This window comes from Paenibacillus sp. D2_2, from assembly GCF_031199965.1.
GTDB lineage: Bacteria > Bacillota > Bacilli > Paenibacillales > Paenibacillaceae > Fontibacillus.
On the sequence record NZ_CP133605.1, the window covers coordinates 4,189,702 to 4,209,707 of the forward strand.

Below are 20,006 nucleotides of genomic sequence, written 5' to 3' on the forward strand. Positions count from 1 at the left end.
TCATCAGAAAGGCTGTACTGAATTTGCTTGGTTGTATCGGCATTGCTCCAACCCGGAATCGATCCATCCGCATTAAGCGGCTCATCGAAGCAGCCGTTTCTTACCTGGCAACTGCACGCTGGTTGACTCGGTAATTGGAATCATCATTAGCTTCGTGTTATCCGTGTAATATATTTGCTCATGCCCCTCAGCATCCTTTGCTAGCGTCATGTAGCTCATCTCGAAGTTGCTCGGTGTAAGGGAACGATAATCCAATGTATTCGGATCGATAACGGTCATCCGATTTGCCAATCCAGCATAGAGCAGGCCGTCCTCGCCCCAGTGGAAGTAGTATGGACGCCACATTCCGTAATCCTTCACATCAGGATAAATATTCTTCTGCTTCACAATGGAGAGATCATTCGGATTCAACGCGAATACAATCCCGTCAACACCGCCCCATAACAAACCGTCTGGACCAAAAGTAAGGCCACTGATCATGCGGTGAGTTCCCAAGTCCTTTAACGCAGTTAACGGTTTGTGCATCGTCATTGTTTTTTTCTCAATATCCCAGACGAATACTTCAGGATTATTCGTCGGCGGATCCGTGTTCAATCCACCATACTTTGTAGTTGAACCATAGATTTTCCCGTCCTTATAGGCAAGGCCTACAATGCTGTGATCTTTGATAATATCACGGTAAACCTGCTTATCACCCGTAGCTATATCGTAAATGGTGAGCGCTCCGCCCAGTTTACCGTAATCCGGAATCGTCCCGATGAGCAACTTGCCGTCGGCGTACTCCATTTTATAAGGTCTATCCTGATCCGACCCAATCTTGAACAGCAGCTTGGGATCGCTCATCTTCCCGCCGGTAATATCTACTTCATAAATGTCTCCACCAGGATATATGCCGTAATACACTTTATTTCCGACAGAGATAATCCCCTCTGCCTGACCGAGCAAGAAGCCTGTGGATTGATTCGTTCTAGGATCAAATACTGCGCCATTTCCACCGGATAAGCCGACATATATAATCGTCCATCCGTTCCACGTTCCATGCTGTGAATCGGAATGGGTCCACCCTTGGCTACAACACCTGGCAAATCCTTGCGGATTCCTTTTTAACGTCCAAGGCCGACAGTTTTCCGTTACCCTGAATTGTAACAATCGTGCGATCCGGGGTTAATTCAGGGTCATTCATATTTACCCAGGCTGCTCCTCGCAAAGAGGTGGCGAAGCTAATTCCTGTATTTCTTGTCTTCAGCGTCGCTAAATCGACCTCTAGGATACCTCCATGAGCAGGCACATAGGCTTTGCCGTCTGCAACCGGGATTTGATTATAACTCATGACTCCCTTGCCGCTTACGGGATCAACGCCTATAAATGAATTCTCCCACTTTTGCTCTTTAAGATTATAGTAGACCATGACAAGACCTGACTCATCTCCGCTAGCTTTGACGAATAGATATTTATCCACTACCGCCATATCATAGGCAAATTGAATCTTCTCATGTTCTATGCCTAAGATTCCCGGCACCTCATCAGAGATAACCTCTGAGTTTCCTGTCTTCACGTCCACCTTTACAACTTCGAATGGCAACGCCATACCAGCATAGATATATCCATCGACGTAGGCCATGGAGCGGATATAATTATGGCCTGGAAGCAGGGTCCCGTACTCTCTTAATTCCTTGGTCTTTGGATTGTATTGGAACAGCTTGCCGTTATCATAGGTACCAATATAGACATTCCCATCAGGGTCAGTTGTCATAGACCACACCGATTTCTCGCTGCCCATCACCTTAAGCTTCTGGACTGACTTGGTCATTGGGGAGTAGCTCCACAGTTCCCCTGTACCCGATGAAGTAATAGCACCAATATAGACAGTTCCATCCGGTGCTATAACATGTCTCCACGACTGCGCGACACCGGCCAACTCAAAATCCCGGATCCGCTCATTATTTTTCACATCAATCACATTGAAAACAGCTGGAGTCGTTGAGGCTGTCGTATAAAGAACTTGCTTCCCATCTTCGACTCCCATCACACCGTCATTGATCGATACTGAAGTGATCGGATAGCCAAGATTCACTGGTGTTTCAAATTTCATCTTTGACAATTTGCTTCCCTGCTCTGAAGCTGCTTGTGCCCATGACGGCAAAAACAAGCCCAGCCCCAGCGCACAGACAAGCAACAAGGCTAATGAACGATTTCTAACATTGCGAAAGTTCATAAACTGCGCCCTCCTTCGTTCTCATCCAGCAGCTTCGTCAAGATCGCATCAGTCAGCATTTCAACATCTGCTTGATCAATTCTACCGTCGTTATTTACGTCATATTTCCAGTTATCATTCGTCGCCATCTGACCTACCAGTTTGGCTACGGCCATCACATCATATAGATCGAGCTTACCGTCACCGTTCACATCAAGGGAAGCTCTACGGATATAAGTACTCGCACTCTCAGCTTCGAGGCTTATATAAATTTTGTTATTCTGAACGCCATCAATATCTTGAACCCCAGAGTCTTCCTGAAGCGTAACATCCACTTTTTCTGCATTTCCAATTACTTTAAACTTGACATTCAGTACTTGCTTATCCTCGCTAACGGAAGATCCCTCAGGTCTGAGTACCTTAAATTTAAGGACTCCAGGTTCATCATCACTCAATTCTAAAGTTGCTAATCCACCTGCATTAAAATCACTGGCTACGGAAGCATCTACAACCTCGAGTGTAGTTGGATCATAGGCCAAGCTTCCAAAGGCGGTCTCTACATCAATCCCACGGGTGAGCAATATCTTAGCTTCAATAAGCTGGTTTGCTAAGATCCCGGTTGGCATTTGCAAATGCAGAGTGCCTGGCGCCTTTTCTTCCTGTGGCGAGGTTAAAGTAAAGTCATCGTAAAACGCACCGGACTCAGCCGTAAAATAGTTGGATATCGAAGCGGCTACCCTTGCATATGCCGCAGTAGCTGGGGCAACACCGGTCACTGTTACTCTAGTCCATACCCCAACTTGTCTTAAATGCACAATGTTCTCGCCATCTTTATCTGTATTTACCTGCTTGCCAGTGGCATCATAGAAGCGCAGCACCAAGCTTGCACCAGCTGCATTTCCCGCATTTGGAGCAATATACATCATAGCTGATCCGTTATACGTATATCCGGGTGTGACGGATCGCTCATTACTCTGCAGATAGATTGGCAATGAATTTGATTTGTCTACCAGCTTCAGACTGGAATTGCCATAATAGCGTACATCCTGCGTTATCTCATAGGATGTTCCGTCATTAGGCGCAAAGAACATGCTCCACCCCGGAATCGTCCCATTTGCATTCACCGGCAATTCAAAGCCATTGTTAAAAAGAGGTTCAACAGTATACACCGTCTGGGTCACCGACTCAGCTAATAGATCTACCTCACCGTCTTCCGCAGCCTGCGTATCATCTTGCTCATCCACATTCTCTTCAGGTTCAACCCCCTCAGATTCTCCAGTAGGCGCCTCTACGTCATCCCCAGCGTTCCCATCAGTCATACTGTCAACTCCACCAATCGGTTCCTCTGAGGTACCAAGTTGCGAACTTCCCGCCTGATCATTCTGTCGATCCGCAATCATGTCCATCTCCCCTGCAGAAGCCTGAATCGGAGCGGGTACAACCATAAAGGACGGCAGTACAAGCAGTAATGATAATGCTGCAATGCTTCCCATTCTCCCAAGTTGCTTAAATTTGGAGTTTATCATTCGCACTTTTCCCCCTTAGTTCAATTGCTGAAGCATTTTCCAGATGAATACCGCGGTATCTGCGCGATTTGTCGGTTGTTTCGGCATAAAGCGGTTCTGTCCAGTACCTGATGCAAGCTGCATCTCTCTGGCCATATTCACGGAATCCCTTGCCCAACTGCTAATCGTCTCATCGTCCGAAAACTTCTCAGTAGAAACGCCACTGTTGTTCGGGATCAGTTCCAGACTACGCAAGGCATTCATGACGATCACAACCATCTGTTCACGGGTCACCGAATCGTTCGGTCTGAAGGTGCCATCGTTGAAGCCGTTAATAATGCCGAGCTTATTTAATATAGCTACATCATTGGAATACCACGCCTCTGCTCCTACATCAGAATAAGCGGTTTTAGCTTGATTAGCGGAATCAAGCAAATCAAGATTAAGTGCTCTCACGATCATCGAAGAAAATTCAGCGCGGGTCACTTGTTTGCTAGGAGAAAATAACGTATCTGATGTGCCATTCAAAATATGTCTTGCTGTCAATATCTCAACCGCATATTTGGCTTCTGCATAGATTCCTGCGGTATCCATATACAGCTTGGAGTATTCCATGATGCGATAAGTGCCCGCCTGCTTCGCGGCAATTGTAAATTTCCCGGCACTAGTCTGATGCACAGCTCCACGTACATAATCCCAGGTTCCAGAAGTCTCGTTATAATGGTATACGCCTAGCTTGTTAGCATCCCGTCCAGACAACGTATATTCCATCACCGCTATTAGCTGTGCGTTAACAATTTGAGGAGAATCTATGTTCCATTTATGCAGTGAAGCTACAACGCTCTGAAGCAATGAATCGCATTGAGACAAGTCGGTAGCGGAAATGACGAAGATGGTATCTACACCTGTTCCCTCTTTACTCACTGGAACTTCGGAAAGCCTTGCAACCGTTGTCTCAGCCGCCTGCAGTAAAGCCTCCTTCTCCACTGCTGATGGCGCGGATTTCAATCCGTTAAGTAGTGCTTGCAGCTTCTCCGCAGCCTTGGCCGGGTCCTTCTCATTCAAGATATCCTTCGTCGCATCGATAGTATTAGTCGATGGAGTTACTGGCTTATCACTTGAACCCGTCTGTCCACTACCATAATCCGGCGCCTTATTGTCCTGCTTCGCGATCTTAATAGTTATTGCTTCGCCACCCCCTGATGTAAGCCCTTTCAAGTCTTTGTATCCTTGTTGATTTGTCCAGCTTTCACTGCTTACTGCTTTAACATTCTGTATTTGAACCGCTACGCTCTGATCCTTCAGTGCTCTAAAAGTGACATCCGCCAGATGTACTGAAGCTTGTGGGTTAGGCTGCAACTGCTTCCTTGCTAATGGCAAGTAAAGCTCTCCTTTTGCAGCGTCAATCTGATAAGCATCAAAGGAATCATATTCCTTCCCAGCATTGACACCCTGCACCTGCAAAGCTTGTGCATCATAAGTTAGCACAACCTCAGCAGCAAATAGATCCTCGAACTGCTCCCGTTAATCTGCAGTTTGAACGTATCTCCGACATGAATATTGCTTACATTGCCGCTGATTGTAATCTTTGAGCTTTCTGCTGCCCGTACACCAGTACTCCCATAAGTAAATACGGTTGAGCTAAGTAAGATCAGGCATAGGGCAAACATCATTTTTTTCATCCCAACTTCCCCTCTCTTCGGTTTGAGCTTGGAATCCATAATCATGAATCTATCAATTCACCCGGTCTATCACCTCCCTTCCCAGCCTCGCAAACAGCTTACATTCAACGAAACTTCAGCTATTGCGAGGCACTAAGGAGATAATCAAATCAAATTAATTATTCATTCGGATTTTGCTTACGATATTCACTCGGAGAAATACCGTAATATTTCTTGAAGGTCGTTGTGAAAGTGGAAGAATTTAAGTACCCCGTCTTCTCCCCAATTTCACCGATCGTCAAGGAACTGTCCTTTAGTAACTCTTTGGCATGTGACAGCCTTACTTTGTTGAGATATTCCACGTAGTTGACCCCAAATGTCTTCTTGAAATAGCTCGAAAAATACTTTGGTGAAGTTTCCACGATTTCTGCGATATGATCCAGATATAAGTTCTCCATATAGTGCAGCTCGATGTACTGCGAGATAAAGCTAGGATTAAGCCGATTCGTATCCTCGGGCTTACTATGCTTAGCAATATGCTTCGCCGCTTCTATAAGGGCATTCTCTATATCCAGATAATCATGAGCAAAATCGATTCTCTGCAGAAATTGCTGCTCTAGATTATGCAAATCATCATCTGTGCCCGCTGTCTTATTAGCGTGCCTGAGCATGTATAGGAACATCGTCTTCGCGATATGCGCCATCTGATGGTGATGAACATTCCGATTCGCGTTCTCCCCGAGCGTCTCGGAAATGATCTCCTTCGCTTCCTGCAGTCTGCCGTTTGACATATAGTTCGAGAGCTTCTCGATTTTATCGAAAGGAAAATACAAGCTCCATCCGAATTGAATCTTCTCGGCATCCTGTACATGCGACGACTCATTCACAGCTCTGTACAGCAGGCCATCCATGGCGCAGCGATAAGCAAGCTTATAATTTTTCAGCTCGGTCGCATACGACTTACTCACACTTGCCCATACGGAATAACCCTGCAGTTCATTCTGTTCGAGATTTGCGCACAACCTCTTGAGCTGCTTCAATAGAACCGCCCGATCACCGGGTTGTTCAAGACCAATTAACACTACGAAATGCAGATTCTTGTCATAGAATACCAGGACATCATTGCTCACCTCGCGCAGAGCCGCAGTCAACATCACTGTAATGCTCTCCACCGCCATAGACGACGACTGATCCTTGATCTTCTGATCCAAATGCATCATAGTCAATACAAAATACTTGCTGCATACCATATCACTATATCCGCTATGCTGAAGCGAATCCTGATTACTAGAGTAAGCGTGTTCATCGATCGCCTGAAGAAGACGCTACGCCGTGCTTCCGACTCGGCCTGCTTCAATTGTTCCTTAGAGGAGTCGATCTCCATTTGCATTTTAACAACACCGCTTAGAATTTTACGGAAATCATTGCCCGACTCGTGCCTCCAAGCTGACGGATGATTTTCTTGACCGGGCGATTTAAATAGAGGCTCAAGAGCACGGACAGAAGAACCGCGCAAATAATCGCCGACATCATAATCATCTCGTTAGCTTCGACTACGGAATCAATATTCTGGAATTTATACGGTACTTTATTGATATAAATAAAATCGTTAAACTCCGATTTATAGAAATTGTATTGATAATCTTCTTTCTTCAAGGAAGCTTCCTGTGACGAATTGAAATAGACCTCGTCAAGCACCCCCGATAGATCAGAGTCTGCATCTGTGCTCAGTACTACGCTGCGGTCCTGATCAAGTACAATTAGCGAAGCCCCCGGGATCATCAGCTTCTGGTTCACATGCTTCAACAGAGCGGCTTCATCGATAAGAACAATGATATTCTTATTCGAGATACGGATCTTATTCCCGCCAACGGCGACCATCAACTTCTTCCGCTGCCACGATGAATTCGTTGCCACTTTGAAATATTGTCCAGGCATCAGTTTAAAGCTGTTTTTACCCCGGATATACGAACGCCAATAGTTCTCGTTATACATGTCATGCTTGTATTTGTTCTCGAACAACTGACTTAGGCTGCTCGTGCCAGCCGAGGTAATGGCCAGATCCATATCATCGTAGAACACGATTACATCCTCAATGAAATCCACGGAAGATGCCAGTGAAGCGATGCTGTCCTGCATCGTATACACCTTAGCCATATCAATACCCCCATCCTCCTCCGATTCCAGACTACTGTAAGGAAGACCATGAATCGTATGGATGATGTTGTTGACCGAGCGGAAGCTGTTATCGAAGGACTGAATCATCGTTCTTACCGCCAGCGTATTGTTCTGTGCAACCTTCTCATAAATGCCTGAGATCGAATTCTTGAATACAAAATAATTGGATACATACATGATGCCGATGACTAAGAGCAGCGAACAAAAAATTTGCACGATACCCAGATTAGTAAAAAAACGCTTCAAGTCATAGTCATCCTTTCTCCTAGTTGTTTATCCAATTAATTATACATGAAATCGACTCATCCCTTCTCGGCACCGATCATAACACCCGAAGCAAAATATTTCTGAGCAAACGGATAGATCATCAAGACAGGGATCATGGACAGGATAATCGTGGCATTCTTCTTCGCCTGAGGCGCAAGTGCTGCCGCATCGACCAAGCTAGAACGATTACCTTCATCAAAGATGAGCATATCTCGAAGCACAACCTGAAGTGGATACAAAGTTGCATCATTCAAATAGATCATCGGCAGGAAGTAGCTGTTCCAGTGCCCCATGAAATAAAAGAGTGCGATCGACGCCAGCGCTGGTTTGGATAAAGGAATTACGATATTGAACAGTATCCGATACTCGGATGCACCGTCAATGAGTGCCGCTTCACGGACCTGATCAGACATGCCCTCATAGAAACTTTTCAGAATAATTAGCTCCATCGTCCAAATCGCATTCGGAATAACGAGCGCCCAAACCGAATTAGTAAGACCAAGCCCATTTACTATCAAATAATTCGGAATGATACCCGGATTGAGGAACATCGTTAGTACAATACCAAACATCCAATATTTGCGCCAAATAAAATTAGGACGGGACAGCGGATATGCCGCTATCGCAGTTAATGCTAGATTAATGAAAGTACCAAAGAAAGTATAGAAAATAGTATTCAGATACGCTCTCGGTATTCGTTTGTCTTTTAAAACATCCACGTAGGCATCAAAGTTAATGCCTTTAGGAAATAAAGTGATTTTACCCTGAACAACGGAGGCCGTATCACTTATCGATATCGAGAAAATATAAAAGATCGGATAGACTGTAATAATGCCAACGCAGATTAGGAGCAGGGCGTTGATGACTCCGAACAGATTAAACTTTGATTCTCCTACCATAGCCCCTTACCTCCTGCCCTTTTGCTTATGAAGTTGGCCGACAACAGCATGATCATAGCGATTAACGCCTCAAACATACCAACGGCGGCAGCATAACTGTAATTGGATTCAATCAGACCTTTTCTGTATACATAAGTTGAGAATACATCCGCTACCTCGTACGTATTCGAATTGTAGAGAAGTAATACTTTCTCGTATCCGATTTGCAGCATTTTACCTGTTTTCAAAATGAACATAATAAGAATCGTTGGCATCAAGCTAGGAAACGTAATATTCCACAGACTCTTCCACCTGCTGCATCCATCCACCTTGGCTGCTTCATACAGCGTCGGGCTAATTCCTGCGACAGCAGCGAGATAGATGATGGCGTCATAACCGGCGGTAGCCCAAATATCCGACGCGACGTAAATGGTACGGAACCACTCAGGTGCAATCATAAAGTAAATTTTCTCAAATCCAAGCGCGGCCATCATCTTGTTGATCAAGCCTGTGCTAGGTGATAAAAAGTCGATGACCATACTACAAATAATGACGATAGACAAAAATGCCGGCAAATAGGTAAGTGTCTGAATCGATTTCTTTAACCACTTCACTCGAAGTTCATTAAGCGAAATTGCCAAAAGAATCGGAATCGGAAACCCGAATATTAACGTAAAAAAACCTAATGTCAGCGTATTTTTGAATAGTAGAAGAAAATCATCACCTGAGAAAAATTTGACGAAATGCTTGAGACCGACCCATTTGCTGCCGAAGATGCCTTCAAATACGTTATAATCCTTGAACGCAATCGTTAATCCGAACAACGGACCGTATCGGAAAATAATATAAAATACAAGGCATGGTAGAAAGAGAACCAATAGCTGTCTGTCCCGTTTGATGTGATCCCACGTCGAACTAAGCGATGTAGAGAACCGGGAGCCTCGCGGTGGCTTATTCAGTGTAAGGACCTTCTCCGTGTTAGGGTTTGGCACGTTTCTTCTCCTCCTGGATGTTGGCGAATGGCACTTGGAACATAAATGTCCTTCGTGCCATTTCACCATCCTAATTATCCTGTTTGTTCTATTTATTTACTGGCGTCAAAACGCTTTTGGGCCTGATTGTATACATCAGCATATTTGCTTGCGCCCATCTTCTCAGCCGTTGTCAGCCAATCATTCCATTCCTTATCTCCATAGTTCTTGTTAAGGATGTACTTCGCGTTAAACTCATTCATCGATTTAATAATCGAGGTTTGCAGCTCTGCAATCGTAGCGATCTCATCCTCAGTTAGATTAAGGACAGGATCAAGTGGTTCAAATTTGTTGCCTGTTAGTATCTTATCCTGAGCCTCTTGTTCTTTCTCTGTGTAGTTGTAGTATACAGAGCGATGATCTGGATTCAGGTACATACCTTCAACCCACATACCATAATGATCTTCCAATGCTTTAATATCTACATTAGCAAGGTCAGCAAGTTCTGGATATACCGGCTTACCGTCCGCATCAAAGTTAAAGTTAACACCCTCAACACCAAGCGTAATCAACTCAGAACCAGATGGGCTCGTTAAGTAGTCAAGCAATTTAAGTGCAGCTTCTTTATTCGAATTATTGGCAACTGCCATCCCGAAATCCGCATCGATTCTAGGCAGTGTCCGGACGTGGCCCGTAGGTCCGATCGGATTGCCGTAACGCAGATCATACTCTGGATTTTGTGAGCTGACTTGGTTATAGAACAGATCCATACGTCCGATCCAGTCCCATGTGACGAACGATTTGTCAGTCGTCATCTTGGCTGTCCAGGATTCCGGCGTATCAGTCAAAAATTCTTGATCCAGCAAACCTTCGTTATACAGTTTTTTCAGAAAATCAAGCATAGCTTTATGCTCTGGCTGTGTGCCTGCGAATTTCCAGGTACTAGCTGATTCATCATAATAAGCAGGATAGCTCAAGCCGCCGATCCCCCACCCGTAAGAAAGATCACTAAAGATATTTTCTTTCGTTTTGGAAGCCATCGGATAGGAATCCGGGTAAATTTCTTTTAGTTTTTTGAGCGCTTGATAGAATTCTTCATCATTCGTCCACTCCGGAATGTTGTTCTTTTCAAAGATATCTTTTCTATACATCATACCGTGGTTAACGTCGCGGTTCATGTTATAAAGCGGCCATGTATAGAGTTTGTTGTTCTCATCACCGTAGGAGCTAGCTACCCATGGGTTCTCATCGATGTACAGTTTTTTGAAGTTCGGTAGCATATCCGCATAGTCGTTAATAGCTACAACCGCTTTTTGCTGCCCGATTTTCTTCAATTCATCCGGTCTAAGTCCGCTAAAAATATCAGGCAGTTTACCGGATGCGACGACTAAACGAAGTTTGTCTTGGTAAGTAGTTGCAGAATAGCTTTGGAAATCTACTGTTATCCCCGTGCGTTTCTCAATTTCCTTGGCAATCAGCTTATCGTTAAGTTGGAAATCACTAACGAGCATCCATGTAACCGTTGTCGGCTTATCTACCAAAGGAAGCTTTAATCCACCAGTATCACCATATTGATTGCTAGTGTCTTCCACTACCGCGTTGCCTGGAGTGTTACTTGCTCCTCCATTCTTATCTCCGTTTGAAGCGCTCCCATTTTTGCCGCCGCCAGAACCGCATGCAGCCAGCAATGCACTTGCCATAATCAGAACAAGCACCATACTGAGAATTCTCTTTGACATTTTTTTGCCTCCCCTTGTGATAAGTGATGATTCACTGTGTCCGAGTCATCTGTATCGGACAATTCAAATTGTAGGATAGGGGTTAACACCCCGTAAATAAAGCGTTTTCAACGACCGCAATTTTTTCGCTGCAAATAATCATCTAAAATCGTAAAAACCTTGATATATCAAGCAATTTCGAGTGTGGAAAATGCTAAATAGGTGGAAAATGCTATATATTCGTTTTCGTTTTTTTGTTTTTTTCGCTTTTTCCGGATTTCTCCCCCTTAACAATCGAAGAAATAACAAGTAGGGGGTGGTAATTTCTTACAACATAACGGATTCTCCTGACCTTCTGCTCTCCTCTGCAGCCTCAACAAAGCGAATAACCTCTAGTGTCTCCGGCCATCTAAGTGGAGAAATACGAGTCTGGAACAGTACCATAATCTGTTCGAGCAGACTGGCATAGAAGGGCTTGGCTGCAAAATCGATCTCAATCGATGAGGTTTGTGCCTGTCGGTGGATATCTGCACTAAACGGAGTTCCTGGCTGGCGGCTAAGTCTGACCGTTCCCTCACGTCCATCTCTCCAGACAGCTGATATATACTCTACCTCTTCCACTCTCGTTACATTTACTTCCACGCAGCCACTGCCCATAATGCCATACAGAAGCTCCACTGAATGTATTCCGTACCAGTAATAATAAGATTGCGTTGGCTCGATATCCAAAGGTCCGCCGACATCCGCACGAATCACAGATGTGGAACCATGCAGTGCCAGATCATCGGTAATTTGCTGGGCATATCTTAGAGTAGAGCTGCTCATCAGCGGAACCTGATGCTCCCGTGCGATTCGGAAGATCTCCTCCGCTTCTGCGCTGCATAAGGCCAACGGTTTATCGATAAAGACCGGCTTGCCGAAGGGAGCGATCCTCTTGAATTGCTCCATATGTACCCGCCCATCCGCTGATGTAAGCAGAATAGCATCACAACTTGCTGCTATCTCCTCAGGACTATTCATTCGGCGTACGCCGAATTCAGTTTCGAGTGTAGTCATAAAGCCCTGGACCCGATCTGCACTAAGTGCAAAATCCCGGACCCGCCTAAAAAAGCTGCTACAACCTTCCCGCCCGTAATGTGATTCGCATCGGACGGGTCGTTGAGCAGCCTGGTGAATGCAACGGAATGGGAGGAATCTGTACCTACAATGCCTATATTTAAAAGTTCCACACTTGTTCTCCCCTTTCTAAGACACATCTGCTATTCAGTAGCTAGCTTCTGCCAAGCTATGGCCGCAAGTAAAGATGCGCCAAGCGAAATACAATCTTCATTTAACTCATACCTCGGATGGTGAAGCCCATAGGCACTGCTCGCGTCTATGGTAGGACCTGATCCTATCCAGAAGAAGCAGCCCGGCACATGCTGCAGATAGACAGAGAAGTCCTCGCCAGCCAAAGTCGGAGGGGCCTCAATTCTGCGTTCAGCGCCAATAGTATAGTCTATCACCTGTTCGACATGACGGTTGCAGTCCTCATGATTGATCAAGACAGGAGTCTGCTCAATATATTTCAGCTCCGCCTTGCATTTATAGCCTTCGGCGATTTGCTTAACGATCCTCTCTATTCTCTCTGGCATCTGCTTCTGAACCTTGGCATCGAAAGTACGAATCGTTCCGGTCATTTTTGCATAATGCGGTATGACGTTGTTCGCTTCGCCTGACTTAATGCTACCAATTGTAACGACAACGGGATCAAATGGCGATACCTCCCGACTGACAATACTTTGCAGAGCCATAACGATATTCGAAGCACATACAACTGGATCTATGGATTGATCGGGAATCGCTCCATGTCCGCCACGTCCTTCCAGATGAATCTCGATGCGATCTACCGAGCCCATCAAGGAACCGTACCGTGTAGCCGTCAGCCCCGCTGATAATGTTGGAAGGTTATGCCATCCGTAGATTTCATCGACCCCATCGAGAGCGCCCTGTTCAATCATCGCCTTTGCTCCCGCATTAATCTCCTCAGCCCCTTGGAACAGAAATCGAACGGTACCCTTTATTTTTTGGCTCACTAGTAGCTCTGCAGCACCTAGCAAGATGGATGTATGCGCATCATGTCCACAGGCGTGCATAATCCCCGGACGTGTCGAAGCGAACTCCAGCCCCGATTCCTCATGAATTGGCAGAGCATCCATATCAGCCCGTAGCGCAATCGTCGGCCCCGACTGCTCACCCTTTAGCTCTGCGACGATGCCATATCCGCCGATCCCGCTGCGAAATTCAATTCCGAGCTGGCTAAGCCGCTTCGCTACTTTCTCAGCCGTCTCCGACTCCTGCAAGCTTAACTCGGGATAACGGTGCAAATCCCTACGAAATGCGATTAGCTCCGCTTCAAGCTGCTTGCCTGCTTGAACGAATGATGACAAGATCATCTTCATCCCTCCTCTTTCTCATACAGTTCTTTCATAATCTTCTTGCCCGTAGGGGTCTGCGCTAGCCCTCCCAATGCTGTCTCGCGATGCTTCTCGGGCATCATACTGCCGACCTCCAGCATCACATCAATGACCTCATCTGATGGAATAACACTTCTTATACCGGCTAATGCCATATCTGCCGCGGCCATCGCCGTAACTGCGCCGAAGCCATTCCTCACGATGCACGGAATTTCTACCAAACCAGCTACCGGATCGCAAATAAGGCCGAGCGTATTTTTCAGCGCCAGACCTACCGCATGCACCGCCTGTTCAGGCGTCCCGCCGCGCAGCTCCACCAGAGCTCCGGCAGCCATGCCGATTGCCGAGCCTACCTCAGCCTGACATCCACCTTCAGCCCCCGATACGAAGGAGTTATTAGCAATAACGTAACCGATTGCCCCCGCACTGAACAGACCTTGAACTAGATGTTCATCGCTCCAGCCAAACCGTTCCTGTGAGCTGACGAACACTCCTGGTATGATACCACAGGAGCCTGCCGTTGGAGTGGCAATAATTCTCCCCATTGAAGCATTCACCTCGGACACCGCCAGAGCATAAGCCATTGCTGTGCAGGTTTCCTCTCCTAGTGATGGGACGCCTTGCTGCATATAAGTATGAACCCGCTTAGCATCTCCACCGGTTAATCCGCTGCGGGGCTGCATCTCGCTCTCAATCCCTTTATGAACCGCCTCTTTCATAACTTCATAGTATTCGGTCATCTGCTGGATGACTTGCTGATCTGTTTTCCCCGTCTCAGTAGCCTGCTCTGTAATCATCAGCTGCCCGATCGTAACTGCTTCTTTCTCACAGAGCCGAATCAATTGCTCTAAATTCGCGAACCTCATCCCCTATCCCCCTTAGCGCCAAGATGAATAAGACGAACCCTGTGAACATCCGGCAAGCCGGAAATTGTCTTAATAAATCCGCTATCTAATATCTCATCGCACTCAATCACGGTCAGAGCATCTCCGCTTCTCGATTTCCGGTCCACTTCCATATAACCGATATTGGTGTTGGCATGCTTGAATATATCAGTCATCTCAGCCAAAATACCGCGCTGGTCAGCATGAAAGATCAGCAGGGTCGGATAGATCGCCGTAAATTTAACGTCGAAATCATCAATGCTCACGACCTCTATATTTCCGCCACCGATCGAGCTGCCCGTTACAACGATCCGCTGATCTCCCCGCTCTAGGATCATTGTTGCGGTATTGGGATGGACCCGGCCTTCTGCGCAGTGCGGATCCTCACCTTCATCCCGGCTTCTTCGGCCCGTGCAAAGGCTTCTCGGATTCGTAGATCATCTGTATCATAATCGAGTAGTCCGGCGATCATGGCCAAATCTGTACCGTGGCCGCGATGCGTTGTCGCAAAAGAACCATAGAAGATGATCTCCACCTGCTCCGGCAGCTCCCCAAGAACATGACGGGCTGTTCTCCCCAGTCTTACAGCGCCTGCGGTATGAGAGCTGGAAGGGCCCACCATGCTCGGACCGATAATGGAGAATACATCCTTGAATCGCATGTTTGAGCCCTCCTTAATTATTGATCTTCAAGCCATTCGGTCAGGTGCGCAGCCACAAATTCATCATCGTGCAAATGCGGATAATTGCGATACATACGATCGATTTCTTCCATCTGACCCGGAGACAGCGTCTCATGTGGGTTCAGACACCAGATGCCCTGCAACAGGCCTTGGCGGCGCAGTACTTCATGAATACCTGGTATACAGCCTGGCAAATTGATGCGCAGGATCAAAAAATGCTGCATTGGTATCTGTCACCTGTATATTGCGAGTTAACCATTCTTTTGCGATTTCGCCATGAACGCGGGCAAGCTTGATTTCTTCCAGGAGTTCAACGGCTTTTTTCGTCCAGACTGCCCAATGGCCAAGCAAGCCACCAACAACCGTCTTTTCCACAAGTTCACCATCGACTTCAAAACGGTAGGTAGTTAGCAAGTCATTGATGATATTGTCATCATTGCCTGTGTAAAGTGCGATTTCATCCCGTCTGCTGGAATAGCAAATGGCGCGTGCAACATCGATCGACTGGTAGCGGTTGAACGGCGCCATCTTGATCGCAACCACATTCTCAATTTCAGCAAACTTACACCAGAAATCGAAGCTGAAGATTCGTCCGCCAACAGACGGTTGCAAATAGAAGCCGATCACAGGCATCAAGTTGGCTACCTGCTTCGTTCTCTCCAGAATATCCTCTTCACTCCAGTTAACCAGACCGCCCATACTGAGTAGAACAGCGTCGTAGCCCAGAGATTGTGCCAGCCGCGTCTCATTCAACACCTGCTCTGTAGGTCCGCATACGCCAGCTACTTTAATAAACGGACGATCTATATTGGCTTTAGCGATTTCCTCGGCGGCCATTCTAAGTACAGGCTCAAGCAGATCATGCTCTGGATCACGAATTTCAAATTGTGTGGAATGAACACCGATCGCAATCCCACCGGCCCCGATGCGGCATAATAACGGGTTAATGCCCGTTGATGTTTCTCGTCCAATTGACGGTTTTCATCAAGCGCCAGAGGGTGGGCAGGGATGACTAGGCCCTCGTGCAGCGCTTTCAGAAGTTCAGGTGAAAGTGTTGTAGTAGCCACTAAAATTTCCCCTTTCTTTCCTGGAAGTGAGTCGGTTTATTCCATGTTGCTCCGCCTGCTTCAACCCATTCGGCCATCCAATCGATCATTTGTAGCAGGGATACCGCCGGGTAGCCAAAACGCTGATGCGATTTCGATGCATTGTTCAGCAGTGCTAGCTCGGCTTCTGTACCTTCGAAGATCGCTTCTTTACCGAGGCGCTTGGCGAATTCCTCAGCAGCCCAACGGATCGACATCGTCTCCGGTCCGGTAATGTTCATAATGCTTGGCGGACTCGTGCATTCCGTCAGACAGCGCAGAGCCATCTGATTGGCATCCCCTTGCCAAATGACGTTGGCATGGCCCATCGTCAGATTGATCGCCCGCTGCTCATTGACGGACTTGGCGATCTCGAGCAGTACACCATAGCGCATATCAATCGCATAATTCAATCGATAGAACAGCATTGGCGTTCCGTTCTTGTGCGAGTGGTATTCAAAGATGCGCTCCCGTCCCAAAGTCGATTGAGCATATTCGCCAAGTGGCTCCGGTGTGATCGATTCGCTGGCTCCGCCGCTGCCAACCGGCATGAAAGGATAGATGTTCCCCGATGAGAATACGACGATCCGAGAATCCTTATATTTCTCAGCCACTCTGCCCGGTAAATAAGTATTCATGCCCCAAGTGAAATGCTCTCGGCCTGTTGTCCCAAATTTATTTCCCGCCATATAGATGATGTTGTCCGCATGTGGCAACTTCATTAGCTCCTCGTCATTCAACAGATCACAGGAAATCGTCTCGATCCCTGAATCCTCCAGCTCGCGTCTTGCCTCTTCATTGGAGAACCGTGATACGCCGATGATACGCTTATTCAAACCGCCCTCGCGGACCGCATTTTGCGCCAGTCGAGCTAGACTAGGGCCCATTTTTCCGCCTACACCTAGAATCAGGATATCTCCCTCAATGGTAGATAAGTCTTTGACCAATGCCTCGGATGGCTCAGCCAATTTTGCTTCCAATTCCTCGATTGTTTTCAAAGCATTTTCCCCTTTCATCCGTGGATCTGTCTCCATCATAACGACAAGGGATATATAAAGACAAATCTTTAAATCGTCTTTAAATAGTTGAAAAATTTAAATCATCGTCTTATCCTTCAAAAAAGAAAAACGGTAAATTTGCCGCGGCCGCCCCTTGGGTACCTTCTCCATCCCGGCAATATCAACGAGTCCATTATCGATCCAGAGTAACAGCAACCGGTGAGTGCTCTTACAGTAATATCAAGCAGAGCAGCAAGCTCATGTACCGAGTATTCAAATTTACCGGATTTCGCAGTATGGGATAACAGTTTGCTTAAATAGGCGCTTGTCATTCCCGCCTCCTCCGCTCGTCTGATCAGTCCCGTATATGTTGGCGACAGTACGGTCTGTATTGGATCCGACATTTCCAGTGGCCCGATCAGCGTCTGATCCTCACGGATAATAAAGCAGGTATTCCCGCCAGCTTCCCTCGATTTACGCAGCGCAGCCCGCGCATTGGTTCCCGCTTCATTGGCTGAGGTTCCGAACCCGACTCCGAAGCTTAAGGAAATTCCGAACGACTGGCTAGCATCCTTGGCCAACGGAATCGTCTTATAACCGCCAGTTCTCTCTCGAAGATGCCCCGCGTCGTAAAGAATAAATACTCCTCGCCGCCGATTGGCGTCAGGTAGCCGTCCAGCGACTCGACATAGTCCAATACCATCCGATGGATGTCCAGCTTCAGCTTCTGCACTTCATGCTCACTACCGCGCTTCATGACAAGCTTCCCGAAGTCGTCAACCTTGATCATACCCACAACAATTTGCGATTCCTTAATCCGCCGTGATTCCGTGGACAGCAGTGCACGCTCCAAGGTCACGCTCATATCCTGATCCGATGGAATCAGCCATTCATTGGCAGCACCAACGACAGCTAGTCTACGAGCGACCGATTCTACTCCAGTAATCGCAAGTGAGCAAGCTCCCGTATTCAGCTGCTGCTGGTGAAAAGCAAACAGCTTGTCCGCCGAGGCATGAGCAGGACCATTATAAAGGACAATCTTCGTGTGCTCGATGCTAAGATCCTGCAGCGCGTTCATGACCATCGTCTTTGTCAACGAATCGATCGAGATGCCGCCATCCAGGTGTCCAGTCTGCTGGGCTCGGAATAATGTTCTATATAGTCCTGCACCTGTCAGTGGAACATAGTGGACCGGAATCGTAATATTTACCTTCTCCTTCACCTTACGATGCGATTGCGCGCCGAATAGAATAAGCGCCTCCACCTCTGTCATCAACAGCTCAGCTGCCGCAGGAATTTCACCTTCATCCTGCACGATCTTCACAATAGGCATGAACGTGGGGAATGCCTTGATCACCTTGAGTAGTTTGTCTACAACCGGCTGAATTCCAATAATGCCAATCTTGATTTGCATCTGATTCGATTCCTCCTCTCTAAGAAGTTGTTCTAAGTCCGTTCAATCTCTAACGAAACTACGGATCGTTATTTCCTCCAAAACAGCAATAAATTATTTCTAACGAAACTACAAATCGTTATTAGGGTGAAAAACAAACTTTTAGCCACTCTTTTGCCGAAATAGCGGTACCCAGTTTCGTTACGATTTTTAGCAGCCCTTTTTCAGCTTAAATAGAGTTGCTCAGTTTCGTTAGAAATAGTCTTAATCGTCTACAGATAAGTTTAGGAATTTTCCTTTTGAATTTTAGCAGGGTTGTTGATTTTATATGCGACCGGGTGCTTCGTCAGCTTTTTGGCAACAATTTTGGCTTCAAAAGTAATCGTATCCCCAATGGCGAGCTCAAGCTTTTTGAGTGTCGCGCTGTGACTTGACCATGCTTCACCGATTTCGGTCTCCGGTTCAAGAATCGCAACCGACTCATAGATAACCACTTCATCGTCATTATCGGAGAAATGATTCGGCACCGTTGTGAACTCCTGTACAGTTGCCGTCATTTTCACTTTGCCCTCAGGCAGTTCAATCTTTGGCTTCTTCGCTTTTTTCACTTTACTCTGCGGTGCAGGCGCATAATCTGGATCCGAAATATCAACGATTGGCGATTCAACTGCTTCTATTTTCTTGGAGGACTCTTCTTCCAGCTGTGTTCCGATCGTTTCCGTTTCAGGAGAAGTTACTGCCTTAGACGTTTCTAGTCCCGAATTTTCTGGATCGGCTACAGTCGCCTCATCTGCAACTGGCTTCTGTCCATAGCTCGCTGCCTGCATCTCCTTCAAATACGAAGGATGAATACAGTGCAATTGCTTATTTTCCAATTCAATGACTGCCGTAATCTTATCAACCATTCCAACGATATTGCAGGGCAGATTCTGGCCATACCCCTTGTAGAAGAACGCTTTTGTCTTGGTAGCTTTGCCGGACAATAATCCCCATTCTTTGCACTGCTCCAGCTGCGCCGTCTCGTCTTCGAAGGCGATATAGCTTAGAGGTTCGATCACAAATTCATATTCCATTGCCCCTCCACCTTTCAAAATCCATAAATTTATATTATCATTTCTTACCATCCACAAGCTGCT

At 46.5% G+C, this 20,006-nt stretch carries 18 protein-coding genes and 2 pseudogenes; all 20 read right to left on the reverse strand.

Going from position 1 to position 20,006, the window contains the following annotated elements; genetic code table 11:
• Positions 1-81 precede the first annotated feature (81 nt).
• The 20 genes and pseudogenes from RE628_RS21405 to RE628_RS21505 all read right to left on the reverse strand — a co-directional run bounded on the left by RE628_RS21405 (position 82) and on the right by RE628_RS21505 (position 19,943).
• On the reverse strand, positions 82-1,149 hold the full coding sequence (locus RE628_RS21405; protein ID WP_309154929.1) for an NHL repeat-containing protein: 1,068 nt from the start codon (positions 1,147-1,149) through the stop codon (positions 82-84).
• Positions 1,070-2,215 carry a two-component regulator propeller domain-containing protein gene (locus RE628_RS21410; protein WP_309154930.1) on the reverse strand — a complete coding sequence of 382 codons (1,146 nt, stop codon included), beginning with the start codon at positions 2,213-2,215 and terminating at the stop codon, positions 1,070-1,072. Before RE628_RS21410 ends, RE628_RS21405 begins: the two co-directional genes overlap by 80 nt.
• Positions 2,212-3,720 carry a dockerin type I domain-containing protein gene (locus tag RE628_RS21415; RefSeq protein WP_309154931.1) on the reverse strand — a complete coding sequence of 503 codons (1,509 nt, stop codon included), beginning with the start codon at positions 3,718-3,720 and terminating at the stop codon, positions 2,212-2,214. Before RE628_RS21415 ends, RE628_RS21410 begins: the two co-directional genes overlap by 4 nt.
• A gap of 15 nt (positions 3,721-3,735) precedes the next feature.
• Positions 3,736-5,187 carry an S-layer homology domain-containing protein gene (locus tag RE628_RS21420; protein ID WP_309154932.1) on the reverse strand — a complete coding sequence of 484 codons (1,452 nt, stop codon included), beginning with the start codon at positions 5,185-5,187 and terminating at the stop codon, positions 3,736-3,738.
• On the reverse strand, positions 5,181-5,381 hold the full coding sequence (locus tag RE628_RS21425; protein ID WP_309154933.1) for a hypothetical protein: 201 nt from the start codon (positions 5,379-5,381) through the stop codon (positions 5,181-5,183). Before RE628_RS21425 ends, RE628_RS21420 begins: the two co-directional genes overlap by 7 nt.
• A gap of 158 nt (positions 5,382-5,539) precedes the next feature.
• Positions 5,540-6,580: a helix-turn-helix transcriptional regulator gene (locus RE628_RS21430; RefSeq protein ID WP_309154934.1), complete on the reverse strand. Its 1,041-nt coding sequence runs from the start codon at positions 6,578-6,580 to the stop codon at positions 5,540-5,542.
• 2 nt (positions 6,581-6,582) lie between these two features.
• Entirely contained in the window at positions 6,583-6,750 is a 168-nt protein-coding gene (locus RE628_RS21435; protein ID WP_309154935.1) for a hypothetical protein, read from the reverse strand.
• Positions 6,751-6,764: 14 nt separating this feature from the next.
• Positions 6,765-7,784 carry a hypothetical protein gene (locus RE628_RS21440; RefSeq protein ID WP_309154937.1) on the reverse strand — a complete coding sequence of 340 codons (1,020 nt, stop codon included), beginning with the start codon at positions 7,782-7,784 and terminating at the stop codon, positions 6,765-6,767.
• Positions 7,785-7,840: 56 nt separating this feature from the next.
• Entirely contained in the window at positions 7,841-8,704 is an 864-nt protein-coding gene (locus tag RE628_RS21445; RefSeq protein WP_309154939.1) for a carbohydrate ABC transporter permease, read from the reverse strand.
• Positions 8,698-9,642, reverse strand: a complete 945-nt coding sequence (locus tag RE628_RS21450) for an ABC transporter permease (RefSeq protein WP_309159525.1) — start codon at positions 9,640-9,642, stop codon at positions 8,698-8,700. Before RE628_RS21450 ends, RE628_RS21445 begins: the two co-directional genes overlap by 7 nt.
• Positions 9,643-9,767: 125 nt before the next feature.
• Positions 9,768-11,393, reverse strand: a complete 1,626-nt coding sequence (locus RE628_RS21455; protein WP_309154940.1) for an extracellular solute-binding protein — start codon at positions 11,391-11,393, stop codon at positions 9,768-9,770.
• A 306-nt stretch (positions 11,394-11,699) separates the two neighbouring features.
• Positions 11,700-12,428: a Gfo/Idh/MocA family protein gene (locus RE628_RS21460; RefSeq protein WP_309154941.1), complete on the reverse strand. Its 729-nt coding sequence runs from the start codon at positions 12,426-12,428 to the stop codon at positions 11,700-11,702.
• Positions 12,429-12,631: 203 nt separating this feature from the next.
• On the reverse strand, positions 12,632-13,807 hold the full coding sequence (locus RE628_RS21465; protein ID WP_309154942.1) for a M20 metallopeptidase family protein: 1,176 nt from the start codon (positions 13,805-13,807) through the stop codon (positions 12,632-12,634).
• 2 nt (positions 13,808-13,809) lie between these two features.
• The gene (sdaAA, locus tag RE628_RS21470; RefSeq protein WP_309154943.1) at positions 13,810-14,694 is read right to left on the reverse strand and encodes an L-serine ammonia-lyase, iron-sulfur-dependent, subunit alpha; all 885 of its coding nucleotides are present in this window, start codon (positions 14,692-14,694) and stop codon (positions 13,810-13,812) included.
• Positions 14,691-15,373 (reverse strand): annotated as a pseudogene (gene sdaAB / locus RE628_RS29775) (L-serine ammonia-lyase, iron-sulfur-dependent subunit beta). Before sdaAB ends, sdaAA begins: the two are co-directional and overlap by 4 nt.
• 17 nt (positions 15,374-15,390) lie before the next feature.
• Positions 15,391-16,461, reverse strand: a pseudogene (locus RE628_RS21485) (dihydrodipicolinate synthase family protein).
• A complete protein-coding gene (locus RE628_RS21490) occupies positions 16,461-17,477 on the reverse strand; it encodes an NAD-dependent epimerase/dehydratase family protein (RefSeq protein WP_309154947.1) in 1,017 nt (338 codons plus the stop codon). The pseudogene RE628_RS21485 and the gene RE628_RS21490 overlap by 1 nt, the downstream one beginning before the upstream one ends.
• A 116-nt stretch (positions 17,478-17,593) precedes the next feature.
• Positions 17,594-18,058, reverse strand: a complete 465-nt coding sequence (locus tag RE628_RS21495) for a hypothetical protein (RefSeq protein WP_309154948.1) — start codon at positions 18,056-18,058, stop codon at positions 17,594-17,596.
• Complete coding sequence (locus tag RE628_RS21500; RefSeq protein WP_309154949.1) at positions 18,019-18,891, reverse strand: hypothetical protein; 873 nt, start codon at positions 18,889-18,891, stop codon at positions 18,019-18,021. The genes RE628_RS21495 and RE628_RS21500 overlap by 40 nt, the downstream gene beginning before the upstream one ends.
• 263 nt (positions 18,892-19,154) lie before the next feature.
• On the reverse strand, positions 19,155-19,943 hold the full coding sequence (locus tag RE628_RS21505; protein WP_309154950.1) for a hypothetical protein: 789 nt from the start codon (positions 19,941-19,943) through the stop codon (positions 19,155-19,157).
• Between the last annotated feature and the right edge of the window lie 63 nt (positions 19,944-20,006).